The organism is Enterobacter sp. T1-1, assembly GCF_000710795.1.
GTDB classification, from domain to species: domain Bacteria; phylum Pseudomonadota; class Gammaproteobacteria; order Enterobacterales; family Enterobacteriaceae; genus Enterobacter; species Enterobacter cloacae.
In genome coordinates this window covers 61,086-78,694 of the sequence record NZ_JALW01000005.1, presented here as the reverse complement: position 1 = coordinate 78,694, position 17,609 = coordinate 61,086, and the positions used below count along the sequence as shown (strand labels likewise).

Sequence of the window (17,609 nt, the reverse complement as noted above, 5' to 3'; positions counted from 1 at the left end):
GTCTCTCTCAGAGATGGGAAACAGGCGGAGTGACGCCTGGTTGCAGGTAATGTTCGATACGCAATAACTGGTCGGTCAGTACAAGCTCGCGATTAAGACCGGTTACCGTTAAAAGTTGTTCGCGGCTCTGGCAAGTATCGTGCAGGATCGCACGCAACGTGGCGCCTGGCAGACGATTCGCCAGCGTGTTTACCAGTGGCCAGACATCGGGATTGGTCAGCAGCGTGGCCCCCTGCTGGATCTTGAGGGCATCCAGAAGTAAGGCAGCCAGCCAGTGCAGACGCTCGGCAGCCTGATCGCTGTTAAGTGCAGGCAGTACGCTCAACCAGTCACCGCTCTCCAGCGCAGAGGCAACGGCGCGGCAAAGCGCTTCTCGTTGCGACCAGACGTCCGCCTGCAGCAGAGCCAGCGCCGCGGCAGGTGCGCCGCTGCTGAGGCGCAATGCGGACAACGCGCTATCCTGTGACGTTGTCACCTCACGCTCCAGCCAGCTCAGCGCCCACGATTCCTGGGGAGTCGCAAGGTGATGAAGCCGACACCGACTGCGTAACGTCGCCAGTAATCGACCCGGATCGCGGCATGACAGGAAGAACCACGTTTTTTCCGGTGGCTCCTCCAGCGTTTTAAGCAGCGCGTTTGCCGCCGCCTCGGTAAGCAACGCCGCGTCTTTCAGCCAGACGACTTTTGCGCCACCCAGTCGTGCGTGCTCGTATAATTTTTCACTGACTTCACGCACGGCATCGATACCGAGCGCACTTTTGCCCTTCTCAGGCTCCAGCGTGTAATAGTCAGGATGTGTGCCCGCCTGCATCAGCTGGCAGCCGCGGCATTTACCGCAGCTTTTGTGACCTTCTGGCTGCTGGCACATCAGAAAACGGGTGATGGCGTAGATCAATGCATCTTCACCCATGCCCGGCAATGCCTGAATCAGTAACGCATGATGCCCCCGTCCGGCCTGATAGCTGGCGATCAGCTGTTCAAAGTGCGGGCGCAACCATGGGTACCATTTCATGCCTGTTGCTCCTGTAGCCAGTGTTTGACAGTTTCCTCAATGGAACGGGTCACCTCTTCCAGGGACTGCGTCGCATCAATGGTGCGAATGGAACTGTCCTGACTGGCGAGTTCAAGATAACGCGCGCGGGTGCGATTAAAGAAGTCGAGCGACTCTTGCTCAATGCGATCCAGCTCGCCGCGCGCGCGCGCGCGCTTCAGGCCCACTTCCGGCGTTACATCCAGATACAGCGTCAGATCGGGGCGGAAATCCCCTAATACTGCATCACGCAACGTTGCCAGCATTGTCTGGTCAATTCCGCGTCCCCCACCCTGATACGCCTGAGTCGACAGATCGTGACGGTCGCCAATGACCCACTTGCCAGCGGCCAGAGCCGGTTTGATGACCGTCTCTACCAACTGCACGCGAGCGGCATAGAACATCAGCACTTCGGCTTTGTCAGTGATAACTTCATCGCCCACGGATTTGATATCCAGCACCAGGCTGCGCAGCTTTTCAGCCAGCTGCGTACCGCCGGGTTCACGGGTAAACACCATGTCCGCAACGCCGAGCGTTTTCAGCGTTTCGATTACCACGTTGCGGGCTGTGGTTTTACCGGCTCCTTCGAGTCCCTCAATGACAATGTATTTACTGCGCATTTTTTTCCTTAAGTGCCTTCAGATAATCCTGAACGGAGCGATTATGGCTGGCAAGGTTGGTGTTAAAGGTATGCCCCCCTTTTCCATCAGCCACAAAGTAGAGATACGGTGTTTTTGCCGGATGCGCGGCCGCCTTAAGCGAGGCTTCGCTCGGCGTGGCAATCGGGCCTGGCGGCAGGCCGCTAATAACGTAGGTATTATACGCCGTCGGCGTCTCCAGATCTTTTCGTGAAATCTTGCCGCTGTAGCTCTCACCCATTCCGTAGATCACGGTAGGGTCAGTTTGCAGGCGCATGCCAATGCGCAGTCGGTTGATAAAGACCGACGCCACCTGGTCGCGCTCTGAAGCCACCGCGGTCTCTTTCTCAATAATTGAGGCCATGGTGACAAACTGGTTTTGATCTTTATACGGCAGGCCATCGGCGCGCCCTTCCCACGCAGACTCCACCGCCGCGACCATTTTTTTGTGCGCACGCTTCAGGATCGCCACATCGGTTGTTCCGGCTGTATACATCCAGGTGTCCGGCCAGAACCAGCCTTCAACCCACTCGGGATGTTCAAATTCAAGTACCGCGGCAACCGTCTGGTAACTGTCATCTTTTAGCGTGTGTTTAATATACGGCGCATCACGCAGCTGTTTGAGGTAATCGCTAAGGCGCATCCCTTCAACAAACCGCAGCGGGAACTGTGCTTCTTTGCCGCTTTCCAGCAGCTGTAGCATCTCTCTGACGGTCATCCCGGGCGTGAAACGATAGGTGCCAGCTTTAAAATGAGACAGCTCAGGTTCCACACGCAATAACCACTGGAACACGCGTGGACGATTAATGATTTTATCGCCATAAAGCTGTTCACCGAGCGCCAGTCGCCCGGTTCCCGCTTTCAGGGTAAAGATCGTTTCGTCCTTAATCAGGATCTTACTGTCCGCCAGCTGGCGAACTTTCCACATTCCCGCGCCGCCAGCGATACCCAGCGCAACGATTAGAAGGAGGACAAAGCGCAACATTTTCTTCATGACTATCTGGTTTGCTCACATATCGGGGCTAAAAAAGAGAACAGCTCGCGCGATGGCAAGCAAATTTGACCATAAGCGCGGACAGGTATAACCGGCATCAGCGCGTTGCAAATAACGATTTCATCTGCTGCCTGCAACGCCTCTTCGCGTGCGTTAACTTCGACAACGTGAAAGTCAGAGCGTGCCAGCTGCTGCAAACAAAACTGACGCATAATACCGTTGACTCCCGCCTGTTCCAGCGAAGGCGTGAAAACAGTGTTGCCCTGCCGCCAGAATAAATTAGCCGCACAGCATTCCGTAATGAACCCTTCGCTGTCAAGAACCAGCGCTTCATCGGCTGCCGTCTGCTCAAGATGAGTACGGATTAGCACCTGCTCAAGACGATTGAGATGTTTTATCCCGGCAAGCATGGGGTTTCTTCCCAGACGTACCGGGCTGAGCGTCAGGGTAACGCCCTCTTCACGCCAGCGCGGATACTGGGCAGGATACGCAGAAACCGACAGGATCCGGGTGGGATGTTGGCAACTGACACCGCTATAACCCCGTCCACCGCTGCCGCGGCTGATAATGACCTTGAGTACCCCACTGGGCTTTCCGGACGCAAGCTGGCGCATTTCCTGGCGCAACGTGTCCCATTGCGTAAAGGGGATCAGTAACGTTTTGCAGGCCGTTTGCAGACGACGTATATGCGCATCCAGCAGACACACGTCGCCATCCGCAATGCGCGCCGTGGTAAAGCAGCCATCACCAAACTGAGTCGCCCTGTCGCTTGCAGGCAGAGATTCTTGCTCAAGGCCATTGATTAAAAACATGGTGGCTCCTTATGCGTGGGCGTTTAGTCTGGCAGGATGTCGTGCAGCCGACAAGAAGATTAGCCTGAATAAAAAAGGCCCGACAAGCGGACCTTTTTTCACAGCCATAGGGTACGTAGACTCAGATCTTTTTGAAGATCAGAGAACCGTTAGTACCGCCAAAGCCGAAGGAGTTACACAGGGTGTACTCCATTCCACTCACCTGGCGCGCTTCGTGAGGAACGAAGTCCAGATCGCAACCTTCATCCGGGTTATCCAGGTTGATGGTTGGCGGAACAGCCTGGTCGCGCAGCGCAAGAATAGAGTAAATAGACTCTACTGCCCCCGCCGCACCCAACAGGTGACCGGTCATGGATTTTGTGGAGCTGACCAGTACGCGGCTGGCAGATTCACCGAAGATAGACTTAACAGCCTGAGCTTCTGCTTTATCGCCCGCAGGGGTAGAGGTACCGTGTGCGTTAACGTAGCCGATTTGCGCTGGGGTAATACCCGCATCGCGAATCGCGTTTTCCATGGCCAGCGCGGCGCCCGCACCATTTTCTGGCGGTGACGTCATGTGATAGGCATCGCTGCTCATACCAAAGCCAACGACTTCAGCATAAATTTTCGCGCCACGTTTTTTCGCATGTTCGTACTCTTCCAGAACGAGCATACCTGCACCATCGCCCAGCACGAAACCGTCACGGTCTTTGTCCCAAGGACGGCTTGCCGCCTGAGGATTATCGTTGCGGGTAGACAGCGCGCGCGCAGCACCAAAGCCACCCACGCCAAGCGGGGTACTGGCTTTTTCAGCACCGCCCGCCACCATAGCATCTGCATCGCCGTACGCAATCATACGCGCGGCCTGGCCGATGTTATGCACGCCAGAGGTACATGCGGTCGCGATAGAAATGCTTGGCCCACGCAGACCGAACATGATGGTCAGGTGACCCGCCACCATATTAACAATCGTGGACGGAACGAAGAACGGGCTGATTTTACGCGGTCCGCCATTCATGAGAGATGAATGGTTTTCCTCGATCAGACCAAGACCGCCAATCCCGGAGCCAATAGCGGCACCGATACGGGTTGCGTTCTCTTCCGTAATTTCAAGGCCAGAATCCTGCATGGCCTGAACGCCAGCGACAATTCCATATTGAATGAAGGCATCCATCTTGCGCTGTTCTTTGCGCGAGATGATCTCTTCACAGTTAAAATCCTTTACTAAGCCAGCAAATTTCGTTGCATAGGCGCTAGTATCGAAATGGTCGATTAGGCTGATGCCGCTCTGACCGGCAAGGAGAGCTTTCCAGGTGGACTCTACGGTATTGCCGACAGGAGACAACATGCCAAGTCCGGTCACAACTACACGACGCTTAGACACGTTTGTCCTCCAGGGAGGGATAAAAAAAGAGATTCGTGGGACTAAAAAAGATAAAACTCAGGCGGTCGAATGACCGCCTGGAGATGTTCACTTACGCCTGGTGGCCGTTGATGTAATCAATGGCAGCCTGAACGGTGGTGATCTTCTCAGCTTCTTCGTCCGGAATCTCAGTATCAAACTCTTCTTCCAGAGCCATTACCAGCTCAACGGTGTCAAGAGAATCTGCGCCCAGGTCTTCAACGAAGGAAGCGGAGTTCACAACTTCTTCCTGCTTAACGCCCAGCTGTTCGCCGATAATTTTCTTAACGCGTTCTTCGATAGTGCTCATACTCTTAAATTTCCTATCAAAACTCGCTTTCGCGATGGTTTTCGTAGTGTATAAAATGTTGAAAAATTTGCAACTAAATCCCGGCAGGTCTTACCACGATTTTACGTTATTTTGAGGCCAATCCCCCCAATAACGCAAATATTTTCGATCGTGATTAAACCATATACATCCCGCCGTTGACGTGGAGGGTTTCACCAGTGATGTAACCCGCTTCGTCAGAGGCTAAAAATGCAACCGCGCTGGCAATTTCTTTAGGGTCGCCTAAGCGGCCCGCAGGAACAGCTGCCAGCGTACCCGCACGCTGCTCATCAGTCAGCGCACGCGTCATGTCCGTTTCAATAAAGCCCGGAGCAACAACGTTTACAGTAATCCCGCGGGACGCGACTTCACGCGCCAGCGACTTACTGAAACCAATCAGACCTGCTTTCGCCGCAGCGTAGTTAGCCTGACCAGCATTTCCCATGGTACCAACCACAGAACCGACAGTGATAATACGACCATGACGCTTTTTCATCATAGCGCGCATTACCGCTTTTGACAGACGGAATACAGATGACAGGTTGGTTTCGATAATATCGTTCCACTCGTCGTCTTTCATTCGCATCAACAGGTTATCGCGAGTGATCCCGGCATTATTGACCAGAATATCCACTTCGCCAAACTCTGCGCGAATATTTTCCAGAACAGATTCGATAGATGCAGGTTCGGTCACATTCAGTACCAGACCTTTACCGTTCGCACCCAGATAGTCGCTGATGGCCTTCGCGCCATTCTCGCTGGTTGCTGTACCAATCACTTTCGCGCCACGCGCGGCCAGTGTTTCAGCAATTGCACGCCCGATACCGCGGCTTGCGCCAGTGACCAGGGCAATTTTTCCTTCAAAACTCATGGTATTCCTCTTTTATTGCGAGAGTGCCGCTTCAATGGCTTCCGGCTCGTTAATCGCCGAGGCAGTCAGGGTATCAACAATACGTTTTGTCAGACCGGTCAGGACTTTCCCTGGGCCGACTTCGTACAGGTGCTCAACGCCCTGAGAGGCCATAAACTCAACGGTTTTGGTCCACTGTACCGGGCTGTAGAGCTGGCGAACCAGCGCATCACGGATAGCCTCCGGCGTGGTTTCACATTTCACATCAACGTTGTTCACAACGGAAATCGTCGGTGCGTTAAAGGTAATTTTTTCCAGTTCAACCGCCAGCTTGTCAGCAGCAGGTTTCATCAGCGCACAGTGGGACGGAACACTCACTGGCAGCGGCAGCGCACGTTTCGCGCCCGCGGCTTTACAGGCTGCACCTGCACGTTCAACCGCTTCTTTATGACCGGCGATAACCACCTGGCCTGGCGAGTTGAAGTTAACCGGTGAAACCACCTGACCTTCTGCTGATTCTTCACACGCTTTTGCGATGGAAGCATCGTCGAGACCGATGATAGCAGACATGCCGCCCGTGCCTTCTGGCACCGCTTCCTGCATGAATTTACCACGCAGTTCTACCAGGCGTACCGCGTCAGCAAAAGCGATCACACCGGCACAGACCAGCGCAGAGTATTCACCCAGGCTATGGCCCGCGAGCAGGGCTGGCGCTTTGCCGCCCTTCTGCTGCCAGACGCGCCACAGCGCAACGGAAGCGGTCAGCAGTGCTGGCTGAGTCTGCCAGGTTTTGTTCAGCTCTTCGGCCGGACCCTGTTGGGTCAGCGCCCATAAATCATAACCCAGCGCATCGGAAGCTTCACGGAAAGTCTCTTCGATTACCGGATAGTTTGCTGCCATTTCAGACAACATCCCAACGGTTTGAGAGCCCTGACCCGGAAACACAAAAGCAAATTGCGTCATCTTTTAATCCTTATCCTAGAAACGAACCAGCGCGGAACCCCAGGTGAACCCGCCACCGAAGGCTTCAAGCAAGACCAACTGGCCCCGTTTGATTCGTCCGTCACGTACCGCTTCATCAAAGGCGCACGGTACTGACGCCGCAGAGGTATTGCCGTGGCGATCGAGCGTCACCACAACGTTATCCATCGACATGCCCAGCTTTTTCGCGGTTGCACTGATAATACGCAGGTTCGCCTGATGCGGCACCAGCCAGTCGAGTGCGGTGCGCTCAAGGCCATTCGCCTCCAGCGTTTCATCAACAATGTGGGCCAGTTCCGTCACCGCGACCTTAAACACTTCGTTACCTGCCATGGTCAGGTAGATAGAGCTGTCCGGATTCACACGGTCGGCATTAGGCAGCGTTAACAGTTCGCCATAGCTACCGTCAGCATGCAGATGCGTGGAGATGATGCCCGGCTCTTCAGACTGACCCAGCAGTACGGCACCCGCACCATCGCCAAAAATAATGATCGTTCCGCGATCGGTTGGATCGCAGGTACGCGCCAGCACGTCAGCACCGATCACCAGCGCATACTTCACCGCGCCGGATTTTACATACTGATCGGCAACGCTCAATGCATAGGTGAAACCTGCGCAGGCTGCGGCAACGTCAAACGCAGGGCAGCCTTTAATACCGAGCATATTCTGCACCTGGCACGCTGCGCTTGGGAAAGCATGCGTGGCCGATGTTGTGGCAACCACGATCAAACCAATCTGATCTTTATCAATGCCCGCCATCTCGATAGCACGCTGTGCGGCTTCGTAACCCATGGTGGACACGGTTTCGTCTGGCGCGGCGATACGACGTTCACGGATACCTGTGCGCGTGACAATCCACTCGTCAGACGTATCTACCATTTTTTCCAGATCGGCGTTGGTTCGCACTTGTGTTGGCAGATAGCTGCCGGTACCAATAATCTTCGTATACATGTACGCTCAGTCACTTTTAGCTAATACAGATTCCAGGCGAGCGGCAATCCGCTGAGGGACTTGTCGCTGCACCGCCTGCACTGCCTGTTCAATGGCGACAGTAAATGCTCGCTGATTGGCGGCACCGTGACTCTTGATCACAATGCCGCGCAATCCTAACAGACAGGCGCCATTATACTGGTCGGGGTTGAGGTGACTGAATCGCCGCGTCAGGCTTTTTTGTAACCAACGCTTTAATAAAATCAGCCACCAGGCGCTTTTTTTACTTTCTCCCTGCGATTTGAGGAGAGAAAGGAACATTCGCACAACCCCTTCCATGGTCTTCAACGTCACGTTTCCAGTGAAGCCATCACACACCAGAACATCCGTTTTCCCCGTCAGCAACTCATTGGCTTCGAGATAACCAATATAGTTGATGGAGGGAACCTGTTTAAGCAATTCGGCAGCCTCACGAATGCTGTCCAGGCCTTTGGTCTCTTCTTCACCTATGTTCAGTAACGCAACACGGGGATTGGTGATCCCGACCACTTCTTCTGCCAGCACCGACCCCATCACGGCAAACTGAGCCAGCATTGTACTATCACAATCGACGTTAGCGCCCAGATCTAGCACCACCGTTTTGCCCTTTTGCTGATGCGGGAGTACCGTTACCAGCGCCGGACGCTCAATGCCCTCAATAGGCTTGAGCAGTAATTTCGACAGCCCCATCAGCGCGCCGGTATTTCCCGCGCTGACGCAGGCCTGCGCACGTCCTTCTTTTACCAGCTCCAGCGCCATTCGCATAGAGCTGCCACGGCTATTGCGAATCGCCTGCGATGGCCGGGCATCACTGGCAATAACTGACTGCGCAGGAATAATCTGCAGACGTGAACGTTGTTCGAAGTCAGCTTTTGCAAGTAATGGCGTGATTGTGTCGGGATTGCCGACTAAAAGAAGTGTGAGTTGCGAATTAGAATTCAGTGCCTGCAATGCTGCAGGCACTGTCACGGAAGGCCCAAAATCTCCTCCCATGACATCTAACGCCAGGGTTAGACGTGTCAAGGTATCGTCGCAGCCTGGTTCGGTAAATTCCCCGTTTGCACGGGGAGTTCCTCACTAAGCCTAATCACGCAAACGCGTGATTACTTAGTGATAACCTTGCGGCCGCGGTAGAAACCGTCAGCAGTGATGTGGTGACGCAGGTGTTTCTCACCAGAAGTCTTGTCTACAGACAGGCTGGTAACTGCAGTCAGCGCGTCATGGGAACGACGCATGCCACGTTTGGAACGGGTTGGTTTATTCTGTTGTACGGCCATGGACCTTACTCCTCAATTACTTACGCTTTAAGCTGGCTAATACGGCAAATGGGTTTGGTTTTTGCGCTTCATCAGGCAGTTCCCCAAAGACCATGTCCGCCTCGGACACTTCACAGTGTTCAGAATCATGCACCGGAACCACTGGCAAGGTGAGGATGATTTCATCTTCAACCAGAGCCAGAAGATCGATTTCACCGAATTCGTTAACCTCAATCGGCTCGTACGCTTCCGGGAGTGCCTCAGCCTGTTCGTCAGAACGAACCGGACTGAAACAATACGTTGTGTGAACGTGCTGTGTGAACGGTTTCCCGCAACGCTGACATTCGAGCGTTACCGTCACCTTTGCATCACCGGTTAAAACGGCAAGGCGCTGGTTATCGATAGCGAACGACATGGAGCATTCCACATCACTGTCCACACTGACTACGGATTCGGCAATACGCTCAGCCTGATCGGAAGTATAGATACCTTCGTAATCGAGGCGTTTTTGAGCCGTACGAACCGGATCAAGAGTCAGGGGTAATTTTACCTTTTGCATAGGGCGCGCATATTAACTTTGTAACGTCATATAGTCAAAGAAAAAGGCAACCAGGGCTGCCTTTTGCCAATTATTCGCACACATTGCGGCCTGTAGTTTAAAATGGCTGGCATCGATACGCTATATCTGGTGATAAAAATATGCCAAATCTCGTTCTCGCTTCCACTTCTCCCTACCGCCGAATGTTGCTGGAAAAGCTCGGGATCCCGTTTGTGTGTGCCGCGCCGGACGTTGACGAGACGCCACAACCTGGCGAGTCGCCGCGTCATCTAGTGACGCGTCTGGCGAAAGAGAAAGCACAATCGCTTGCCGCACAATACCCTTCGCATTTGATTATAGGCTCCGATCAGGTTTGCGTGCTGGATGGTGTCATCACCGGTAAGCCACACACCGAAGAGAATGCCTGTAAACAGCTTATGCAGGCGCGCGGCAATATTGTTACCTTTTATACCGGCCTCGCGCTCTACAACTCCGCCGTGGGCCACCTGCAGACCGAATGCGAACCGTTTGATGTTCACTTCCGACACCTGAGCGAGCAAGAAATCACAGATTATGTGCGTCGTGAACGGCCGCTGAACTGCGCCGGCAGTTTTAAAAGTGAAGGTCTTGGGATTGCGCTCTTCGAAAAGCTGGAGGGGCGTGATCCGAACACGCTGGTGGGCTTACCGCTGATTGCGCTGTGCCAGATGTTAAGACGCGAAGCGTGTAATCCGCTGACGGCGTGACTTTTTGCGGCCTGATGCCCTCACCCGGCCCTCTCCCACCGGAAGAGGGTGCAAACATTAAAAACGGCAACTCCGTTGCCGTTTAACTTTTACCTTAGCCGCGCAGAACTTTCAGGCAGCGTTTCAACTGCTCATCCAGCGGCGCTTCAATACGTATAGTCTCGCCGGTATTCGGATGGGTAAACTTCAGCGCTGCCGCATGCAGGAACAGACGCGACAGCCCCGTCCCCGCCAGTTGCTTATCAAATTCCCTGTCGCCATAGCGATCGTCAAACGCAATCGGATGGCCCGCAAACTGGGTATGCACGCGAATCTGGTGGGTTCGGCCCGTCACCGGGCTACAGCGCACCAGGGTGGCAAACTCATAGCGCTCTTCTACTTTGAAGCGCGTCTCAGACGGTTTACCTTCCTGGCTGACGCGAACAATTCGCTCACCGCTTTGCAAAATATTTTTCAACAGCGGGGCCTGCACCACTTTCACGTGGGACTGCCACTGACCGCGCACCAGCGCCAGATAATCTTTCTGCATCCCTTTTTCGCGCAGCTGCTCGTGCAACGAGCGCAGGGCTGAACGTTTTTTGGCGACCAGCAGCACGCCAGAAGTGTCACGATCGAGACGGTGAACCAGTTCGAGGAAACGGGCTTCCGGGCGCAGCGCGCGCAGCCCTTCAATCACGCCGAAGCTGAGACCGCTGCCGCCGTGTACCGCCGTACCCGACGGTTTATTCAGCACCAGGATGTGGTCATCTTCATACAGGATCACATCACTCAGGGCGGCCACCTTCTGCAGCTTAGGCGACACGACCTCTTCTTCACGTTCGGCAACACGCACCGGCGGGATACGCACTTCGTCACCGGCTTCGAGCTTATACTCAGGCTTCACGCGTTTTTTGTTAACCCGCACCTCGCCCTTACGCAGGATGCGGTAAATCATGCTTTTTGGTACCCCTTTCAGCTGGGTGCGCAAAAAGTTATCGATACGTTGCCCCGCTTCATCATCGGCGATAGCAACCATTTTTACGGCTGGAGTCTCTGTTTTCATGGTTGGCGATTCTAAATATCGTCAGGCATTAGCGCCACTCATTTTTCTATGCTTATATTTACTTTTATCCGGCCTGCCCCGGTTTCGCGCAATCGATTTGGTGGTTATTAAACCAATCACCATCCTGAAGTGAAGAAACTGTGAGTAACCGGGTGATAATTGGTAAAAGTCATCTTGCTATAACCCGGCGAGCAGTGGAATAATGAAGCCGTTTTCCGCGTTAAATCCGGGTTTTGTAAGGATGTCGACGGAATGACCAATTTTGTCTGACCGATCATCCACGCAGCAATGGCGTAAGACGTATTGATCTTTCAGGCAGTTAGCGGGCTGCGGGTTGCAGTACTTCCCGGTATAAGGATTGTTCTCTGGAGAGTTCTACCCAGGCAATTCCCCTGATAATTGCGCTGTGTTTCCGTATGAAACACAGGCAACCGACACTCTGCGCCTCTTAAGCGAGCGACAACCGTGAGGTTGGCGACGTGAATAGACACGAGGCCATCGGTTCATACCCCGGAAAGCGTCACCTTGCCCGCAGCTTTGTCGTCAATGTAAGAATAACGAGTAAGTTACGATGAAAAGAATGTTAATCAACGCAACTCAGCAAGAAGAGTTGCGTGTCGCCCTTGTGGATGGGCAGCGCCTGTACGATCTGGATATCGAAAGTCCTGGACACGAACAGAAAAAAGCGAACATTTACAAAGGTAAAATCACCCGCATTGAACCAAGCCTTGAGGCTGCATTTGTCGATTACGGTGCTGAGCGTCATGGTTTCCTCCCTCTGAAAGAAATCGCCCGCGAATATTTCCCTGCTAACTACAACGCTCATGGCCGTCCGAATATCAAAGATGTTCTGCGTGAAGGTCAGGAAGTGATTGTTCAGATTGATAAAGAAGAGCGCGGCAACAAAGGTGCCGCACTGACAACCTTTATCAGCCTGGCAGGAAGTTATCTGGTACTGATGCCAAACAACCCGCGTGCGGGTGGTATCTCTCGCCGTATCGAAGGCGATGACCGTACCGAACTGAAAGAAGCGCTGGCCAGTCTTGAACTGCCGGATGGCATGGGTCTTATCGTGCGTACCGCCGGTGTGGGCAAATCTGCCGAAGCGCTGCAGTGGGACTTAAGCTTCCGTCTGAAGCACTGGGAAGCTATCCAGAAAGCAGCAGAAAGCCGCCCTGCTCCGTTCCTGATCCACCAGGAAAGTAACGTTATTGTACGTGCCTTCCGCGACTATCTGCGTCAGGATATCGGTGAAATTCTCATCGACAACCCGAAAGTGCTTGAGCTGGCTCGCCAGCACATCGCCGCACTGGGTCGTCCGGACTTCACCAGCAAAATCAAACTGTACACCGGCGAAATCCCGCTGTTCAGCCACTATCAGATTGAATCCCAGATTGAGTCCGCCTTCCAGCGTGAAGTCCGTCTGCCATCCGGCGGTTCTATCGTTATCGATACCACAGAAGCGCTGACCGCTATCGACATCAACTCCGCACGTGCGACGCGCGGCGGCGATATCGAAGAGACCGCCTTCAACACCAACCTTGAAGCCGCTGATGAAATCGCCCGCCAGCTCCGCCTGCGCGACCTGGGTGGTCTGATTGTTATCGACTTTATCGACATGACCCCTGTTCGTCACCAGCGTGCGGTTGAAAACCGTCTGCGCGAAGCGGTGCGCCAGGATCGTGCGCGTATCCAGATTAGCCATATTTCACGCTTTGGCCTGCTGGAGATGTCCCGCCAGCGCCTGAGCCCGTCTCTGGGCGAATCCAGCCATCACGTTTGCCCACGCTGCTCCGGTACCGGGACCGTTCGTGATAACGAATCTCTGTCTCTCTCTATTCTGCGTCTGATTGAAGAAGAAGCGCTGAAAGAGAACACCAAAGAGGTTCACGCCATTGTTCCGGTGCCAATTGCCTCCTACCTGCTGAACGAAAAACGTGCCGCGGTGAGTGCCATTGAAGCGCGCCAGGGCGGCGTTCGCTGCATCATCGTGCCAAACGACCAGATGGAAACGCCGCACTATCACGTGCTGCGTGTCCGTAAAGGCGAAGAGACCAGCACGCTCAGCTACCTGCTGCCGAAGCTGCATGAAGAAGAGATGGCGCTGCCATCTGATGAAGAGCCAGCCGAGCGTAAACTGCCAGAACAGCCTGCGTTAGCGACCTTCATCATGCCGGAAGCTCCGCCAGAAAGTGCCCTGGAAAAACCAGCGGCTAAACCTGCGGCACAAAAACCGGCAGTGGCGGCAAAAGCCGAGCCAGTACAACCGGGTCTGCTGAGCCGTTTCTTTGGCGCGCTGAAGAAAATGTTCGCAGGTGAAGAAGTTCAGCCTGAGCAGCCGAAAGAAGAACCTAAAGCGGCTAAACCTGAGCGTCAGCAGGACCGTCGTAAGCGTCAGAACAACCGCCGCGATCGTAATGACCGCAGCGACCGTAACGAGCGTCGTGACAACCGTTCGGACAACAATGAAGGCCGTGAGCAACGCGAAGACAACCGTCGCAACCGTCGCGAGAAACAACAGCAGAACGTTGAAGATCGTGAAATTCGCCAGCAGGCGGGCGATGAGTCCGAGAAGAGCAAACAGCGCGACGAGCAGCAGCCTCGCCGTGAGCGTAACCGTCGCCGTAACGACGAAAAACGCCAGGCGCAGCAGGACGTTAAAAACCTGAATCGCGAAGAGCCTGCTGAGCAGCAGGAGACCGAGCAGGAAGAACGTACTCAGGTTATGCCACGTCGTAAGCAGCGCCAGCTGTCTCAGAAAGTGCGCGTCGGTGCTGTTCAGGCAGAAGAAACCGCAGCTGTCGCAGCCGAAGTGACAGAAACCACAACGGGCACGCAGGTTGCGAAAGTTGACCTCCCGGCCGTCGTGGAAAATCAGGTAGAGCAGGATGAAAACGGTGAAAACCGTGACAACGCGGGTATGCCACGTCGCTCGCGCCGTTCTCCGCGTCATCTGCGCGTGAGCGGTCAGCGTCGTCGTCGCTACCGTGACGAGCGTTACCCAACGCAGTCCCCAATGCCAATGACCGTGGCGTGCGCGTCACCTGAAATGGCATCCGGTAAAGTCTGGATCCGCTACCCTGTTGCTCGCCCGGAACAGGCTGTTGAAGAACAGGCAGTGACCGAAGAGGTGATTGCACCAGCACCAGCAGCAGCGGTAGAAGAGGTTGTAACGGAAGCGGCAACAGTGGTTGAACCACAGGTTGTTGAAACTGAAGCACCTCACGCTGTGGACGTCGAAACCACCCATCCAGAAGTGATTGCTGCGCCGGTTGATGCCGCGCCGCAGCTTATTGCCGAAGAAGATGCCGTGGTAGCTGAAGAAGTCGCTGAAGAGGCTGAACCTGTAGCCGCAGTGGAAGAAACCGCTGAAACCATCGTTGAAACCACGACCGAAGAGGTTGTGCAGGACGTTGAGATTCAGGTTGAACCTGTTGTTGAAGAAGCGAAAGCGCCGGAAGTGAAACCCGAGCCGGTGAAGGTTGCCGTAGCGCCTGCGCACGTTGCCACAGCACCGATGACTCGCGCCCCTGCGCCTGAGTATGTGCCTGAAGCACCGCGTCACAGCGACTGGGTTCGCCCGGAGTTCAACTTCGAAGGTAAAGGTGCTGCCGGTGGTCACAGTGCTACGCACAAGGCTACTGCACCAGCAACCCGTCCGCAGTCGGTTGAATAACGCAACCTAAGTGTGAAAGCCGACCTTCGGGTCGGCTTTTTTATGGCTGCTGTAGCGGCTTTCTCATTCCAGTGACCTCCGGCATGATCTGCCGCATCAACTCCAGAAAACGCCGCAAGCGCGCCGGATAGTAACGGGACCAGGGGTAAACCAGATGCACCGGTAACGCCGCCGGCTGCCACTCGGGCAGTAAATGCACCAGCCGCCCTTCCCGAATATCCTCCTGAACCGTCCAGCTTGATACCACCGCCACGCCAAGCCCGGTGAGAGCCGTATTGCGTGCGACATACAGACTGTCGGTACTGAGGCGGGGAGTAATCGCCACGCGCGCGGTGGCTGGCGAGGCATGGTGAAAAAGCTCCACATGGCGCTGGTAGAAAGAGCTGATAGCTATCCAGGGAAGCTGCTGCAAATCTTCCGGGGTGTTAACCGCCGGAAAACGGGCCAGCAATGCCGGAGAAGCCACCACCGAGCGCGGCACCTCAGCCAGCAGCACGGACACGGTCGCCGGGTCAACCTCGACGCCCACCCGAATCGCACAGTCAAGGTTGTCGCCGAGAAAGTCAGCCGACCGGTCGTTGAGCATCCACTCAATAGAAAGCTGCGGATAACGCTGCAGAAATTCGGTTAACGGTTTCAGGAGCTGATCCTGACCAAACGCGTGCGGGGCGCGTACCCGCAGGACGCCCACCGGTTCGTCTTCTGTCTGCCCTACCTCATCTTCCAGTGCCAGCCAGCTGTCAATCACCCGACGGGCGTGCTGATAGCAGCGCTCGCCGTCATCCGTCAGACGCGTCGTGTGAGTAGTGCGCAATATCAGGCGCACACCGAGCATCGTCTCAAGCGACTGCAACCGTCGGCTCACCGTGGCCTGGGTGGTTGCCAGCTGCCGTGCCGCCGCAGAGAGGGACCCGGCCTCAACAATACGAACAAACGTGCGCATTAGCTCCACCCTGTCTATACGCTCAACTCTTTTAATCATCTTTTTGCCTATACGCTAAACGTATAAGCGTTTTACCACCGGGCCCGCTACCGCTGCAAGGCGTGCTGATAAAAAATAGCCACACACGATGAATGAGGAACATCTTATGAACACAACATCCGCCGCCCATGCCGTAAGCCGCTGGGTCATCTTAATGCTGGCGCTCGGTGCGGGCTTCAGTGTGGCATCCATCTATTATGCTCAGCCTCTGCTGCCGCTGATGGGCGCTGACCTGCATCTGAGTATCGAAGGAATGGGCATGGTCCCGACGCTTACCCAGGCAGGATATGCTCTGGGGATCCTGTTCCTGCTGCCGCTCGGCGACCGCCACGACCGCAGAACACTGATCCTGATAAAAAGTGCAGCCCTGGCGCTATTTCTGCTTGGCTGTAGCCTGACCGGACAAATCCACTCCCTGCTGCTGGCAAGTCTGCTTATTGGCATGGCCGCCACCATGGCGCAGGATATCGTCCCTGCCGCTGCAATCCTTGCGCCGGAAGGCAAACAGGGGAAAACCGTCGGCACGGTGATGACCGGTCTGTTGCTGGGTATTCTGCTCTCCCGAACCGTCAGCGGCGTGGTAGGTGAGGCTTTTGGCTGGCGCGTCATGTACCAGCTGGCTGCCGCAAGCATTGCGTTTATCGGCGTTGTGATGTGGGCCGTACTCCCGCGGTTTGCCATCCACTCCACCCTGAGCTATCCGGCGCTGCTGCGTTCTATGGAACACCTGTGGCGTCGTTATCCGGCTCTGCGCCGCGCGGCGCTGGCTCAGGGTTTTCTGTCGATTGCCTTTAGCGCCTTCTGGTCCACGCTGGCGGTGATGCTGCTGGAACGTTATCACTTAGGAAGTGCGGTCGCGGGGGGATTTGGTATTGCAGGTGCTGCAGGTGCGTTAGCCGCCCCGCTGGCGGGAGGGCTGGCCGATAAGCTGGGCGCCGGAAAAGTCACGCAGCTCGGTGCGCTTCTCGTGACCGTTTCATTTGCCCTGATGTTCCTGATGCCCGCGCTGGGCCTTCATGGACAGCTCATCCTGATTGCCCTCTCCGCCGTCGGGTTCGATCTGGGTCTGCAGTCAAGCCTGGTGGCGCATCAGAATCTGGTGTATAGCCTTGAGCCGCAGGCCCGTGGACGCCTGAACGCCCTGCTCTTTACGGTAATCTTCATCGGCATGGCACTGGGCTCTGCGCTGGGCAGTAATATCTATACGCTGGCAGGATGGGCTGGGGTGGTCGCGCTTGCGACGGTATGCGGCGTCATTGCGCTGGTCATTCGCCTGATTGAGAGCGCTCGCGTCAGCGCCGTGCAGGCAGACATCGCCTAAAAAAATGCCCAATCCAGACGGATTGGGCAGTCAAAACATGCCCAGTTTCAAGACATGTTCTAAGA

General features: G+C 55.1%; 17 protein-coding genes. 3 read left to right on the top strand and 14 right to left on the bottom strand.

The window, feature by feature from the left end:
- Nucleotides 1-7: 7 nt before the first annotated feature.
- From holB to yceD, 12 genes are all read right to left on the bottom strand, one after another.
- On the bottom strand, nucleotides 8-1,012 hold the full coding sequence (gene holB, locus AK59_RS0102695; protein WP_023621897.1) for a DNA polymerase III subunit delta': 1,005 nt from the start codon (nucleotides 1,010-1,012) through the stop codon (nucleotides 8-10).
- Complete coding sequence (tmk, locus tag AK59_RS0102690; protein WP_013097116.1) at nucleotides 1,009-1,650, bottom strand: dTMP kinase; 642 nt, start codon at nucleotides 1,648-1,650, stop codon at nucleotides 1,009-1,011. The genes holB and tmk overlap by 4 nt, the downstream gene beginning before the upstream one ends.
- Complete coding sequence (gene yceG, locus AK59_RS0102685; protein ID WP_023621898.1) at nucleotides 1,640-2,662, bottom strand: cell division protein YceG; 1,023 nt, start codon at nucleotides 2,660-2,662, stop codon at nucleotides 1,640-1,642. The genes tmk and yceG overlap by 11 nt, the downstream gene beginning before the upstream one ends.
- Nucleotides 2,663-2,664: 2 nt before the next feature.
- Nucleotides 2,665-3,474, bottom strand: coding sequence for an aminodeoxychorismate lyase (gene pabC / locus AK59_RS0102680; protein WP_029881960.1), 810 nt, complete (start codon nucleotides 3,472-3,474; stop codon nucleotides 2,665-2,667).
- A gap of 121 nt (nucleotides 3,475-3,595) precedes the next feature.
- Nucleotides 3,596-4,837, bottom strand: coding sequence for a beta-ketoacyl-ACP synthase II (fabF, locus tag AK59_RS0102675; RefSeq protein WP_028028098.1), 1,242 nt, complete (start codon nucleotides 4,835-4,837; stop codon nucleotides 3,596-3,598).
- Nucleotides 4,838-4,928: 91 nt separating this feature from the next.
- Nucleotides 4,929-5,165, bottom strand: coding sequence for an acyl carrier protein (gene acpP, locus AK59_RS0102665; RefSeq protein WP_003857954.1), 237 nt, complete (start codon nucleotides 5,163-5,165; stop codon nucleotides 4,929-4,931).
- A 154-nt stretch (nucleotides 5,166-5,319) separates the two neighbouring features.
- Nucleotides 5,320-6,054, bottom strand: coding sequence for a 3-oxoacyl-ACP reductase FabG (gene fabG, locus AK59_RS0102660; protein ID WP_013097120.1), 735 nt, complete (start codon nucleotides 6,052-6,054; stop codon nucleotides 5,320-5,322).
- A gap of 12 nt (nucleotides 6,055-6,066) precedes the next feature.
- Nucleotides 6,067-6,996 (bottom strand): ACP S-malonyltransferase, encoded by a 930-nt coding sequence (gene fabD, locus AK59_RS0102655; protein ID WP_014831447.1) that lies wholly within the window; start codon nucleotides 6,994-6,996, stop codon nucleotides 6,067-6,069.
- A 15-nt stretch (nucleotides 6,997-7,011) separates the two neighbouring features.
- Complete coding sequence (locus AK59_RS0102650) at nucleotides 7,012-7,965, bottom strand: beta-ketoacyl-ACP synthase III (protein WP_013097122.1); 954 nt, start codon at nucleotides 7,963-7,965, stop codon at nucleotides 7,012-7,014.
- Nucleotides 7,966-7,971: 6 nt separating this feature from the next.
- Nucleotides 7,972-9,006, bottom strand: a complete 1,035-nt coding sequence (gene plsX, locus AK59_RS0102645; protein WP_072007019.1) for a phosphate acyltransferase PlsX — start codon at nucleotides 9,004-9,006, stop codon at nucleotides 7,972-7,974.
- 80 nt (nucleotides 9,007-9,086) lie between these two features.
- A complete protein-coding gene (gene rpmF / locus AK59_RS0102640; protein WP_003857964.1) occupies nucleotides 9,087-9,260 on the bottom strand; it encodes a 50S ribosomal protein L32 in 174 nt (57 codons plus the stop codon).
- 16 nt (nucleotides 9,261-9,276) lie between these two features.
- The gene (gene yceD, locus AK59_RS0102635) at nucleotides 9,277-9,798 is read right to left on the bottom strand and encodes a 23S rRNA accumulation protein YceD (RefSeq protein ID WP_013097124.1); all 522 of its coding nucleotides are present in this window, start codon (nucleotides 9,796-9,798) and stop codon (nucleotides 9,277-9,279) included.
- Between the two features lie 140 nt (nucleotides 9,799-9,938).
- On the opposite strand from yceD, the gene AK59_RS0102630 reads away from it, so the two are divergent.
- Nucleotides 9,939-10,523, top strand: coding sequence for a Maf family protein (locus AK59_RS0102630; RefSeq protein WP_028028074.1), 585 nt, complete (start codon nucleotides 9,939-9,941; stop codon nucleotides 10,521-10,523).
- 94 nt (nucleotides 10,524-10,617) lie between these two features.
- Here the strand turns inward: AK59_RS0102630 and rluC are convergent, their stop codons facing one another.
- Nucleotides 10,618-11,565: a 23S rRNA pseudouridine(955/2504/2580) synthase RluC gene (rluC, locus tag AK59_RS0102625; protein WP_028028073.1), complete on the bottom strand. Its 948-nt coding sequence runs from the start codon at nucleotides 11,563-11,565 to the stop codon at nucleotides 10,618-10,620.
- A 571-nt stretch (nucleotides 11,566-12,136) separates the two neighbouring features.
- On the opposite strand from rluC, the gene rne reads away from it, so the two are divergent.
- Nucleotides 12,137-15,241, top strand: a complete 3,105-nt coding sequence (gene rne / locus AK59_RS0102620) for a ribonuclease E (RefSeq protein ID WP_029881958.1) — start codon at nucleotides 12,137-12,139, stop codon at nucleotides 15,239-15,241.
- Between the two features lie 40 nt (nucleotides 15,242-15,281).
- Here the strand turns inward: rne and AK59_RS0102615 are convergent, their stop codons facing one another.
- Nucleotides 15,282-16,184, bottom strand: coding sequence for a LysR family transcriptional regulator (locus AK59_RS0102615; RefSeq protein ID WP_050491965.1), 903 nt, complete (start codon nucleotides 16,182-16,184; stop codon nucleotides 15,282-15,284).
- Between the two features lie 145 nt (nucleotides 16,185-16,329).
- Between AK59_RS0102615 and AK59_RS0102610 the strand changes: the two genes are divergently transcribed.
- Nucleotides 16,330-17,544 (top strand): MFS transporter, encoded by a 1,215-nt coding sequence (locus AK59_RS0102610; protein WP_029881956.1) that lies wholly within the window; start codon nucleotides 16,330-16,332, stop codon nucleotides 17,542-17,544.
- Nucleotides 17,545-17,609 lie beyond the last annotated feature (65 nt).

Excerpts from the sequence above, each read along its gene's own strand:
- holB (WP_023621897.1), bottom strand. The coding sequence starts at position 1,012 with ATGAAATGGTACCCATGGTTGCGCCCGCACTTTGAACAGCTGATCGCC.
- tmk (WP_013097116.1), bottom strand. The coding sequence starts at position 1,650 with ATGCGCAGTAAATACATTGTCATTGAGGGACTCGAAGGAGCCGGTAAA.
- yceG (WP_023621898.1), bottom strand. The coding sequence starts at position 2,662 with ATGAAGAAAATGTTGCGCTTTGTCCTCCTTCTAATCGTTGCGCTGGGT.
- pabC (WP_029881960.1), bottom strand. The coding sequence starts at position 3,474 with ATGTTTTTAATCAATGGCCTTGAGCAAGAATCTCTGCCTGCAAGCGAC.
- acpP (WP_003857954.1), bottom strand. The coding sequence starts at position 5,165 with ATGAGCACTATCGAAGAACGCGTTAAGAAAATTATCGGCGAACAGCTG.
- fabG (WP_013097120.1), bottom strand. The coding sequence starts at position 6,054 with ATGAGTTTTGAAGGAAAAATTGCCCTGGTCACTGGCGCAAGCCGCGGT.
- fabD (WP_014831447.1), bottom strand. The coding sequence starts at position 6,996 with ATGACGCAATTTGCTTTTGTGTTTCCGGGTCAGGGCTCTCAAACCGTT.
- AK59_RS0102650 (WP_013097122.1), bottom strand. The coding sequence starts at position 7,965 with ATGTATACGAAGATTATTGGTACCGGCAGCTATCTGCCAACACAAGTG.
- rpmF (WP_003857964.1), bottom strand. The coding sequence starts at position 9,260 with ATGGCCGTACAACAGAATAAACCAACCCGTTCCAAACGTGGCATGCGT.
- yceD (WP_013097124.1), bottom strand. The coding sequence starts at position 9,798 with ATGCAAAAGGTAAAATTACCCCTGACTCTTGATCCGGTTCGTACGGCT.
- AK59_RS0102630 (WP_028028074.1), top strand. The coding sequence starts at position 9,939 with ATGCCAAATCTCGTTCTCGCTTCCACTTCTCCCTACCGCCGAATGTTG.
- rluC (WP_028028073.1), bottom strand. The coding sequence starts at position 11,565 with ATGAAAACAGAGACTCCAGCCGTAAAAATGGTTGCTATCGCCGATGAT.
- rne (WP_029881958.1), top strand. The coding sequence starts at position 12,137 with ATGAAAAGAATGTTAATCAACGCAACTCAGCAAGAAGAGTTGCGTGTC.
- AK59_RS0102615 (WP_050491965.1), bottom strand. The coding sequence starts at position 16,184 with ATGCGCACGTTTGTTCGTATTGTTGAGGCCGGGTCCCTCTCTGCGGCG.
- AK59_RS0102610 (WP_029881956.1), top strand. The coding sequence starts at position 16,330 with ATGAACACAACATCCGCCGCCCATGCCGTAAGCCGCTGGGTCATCTTA.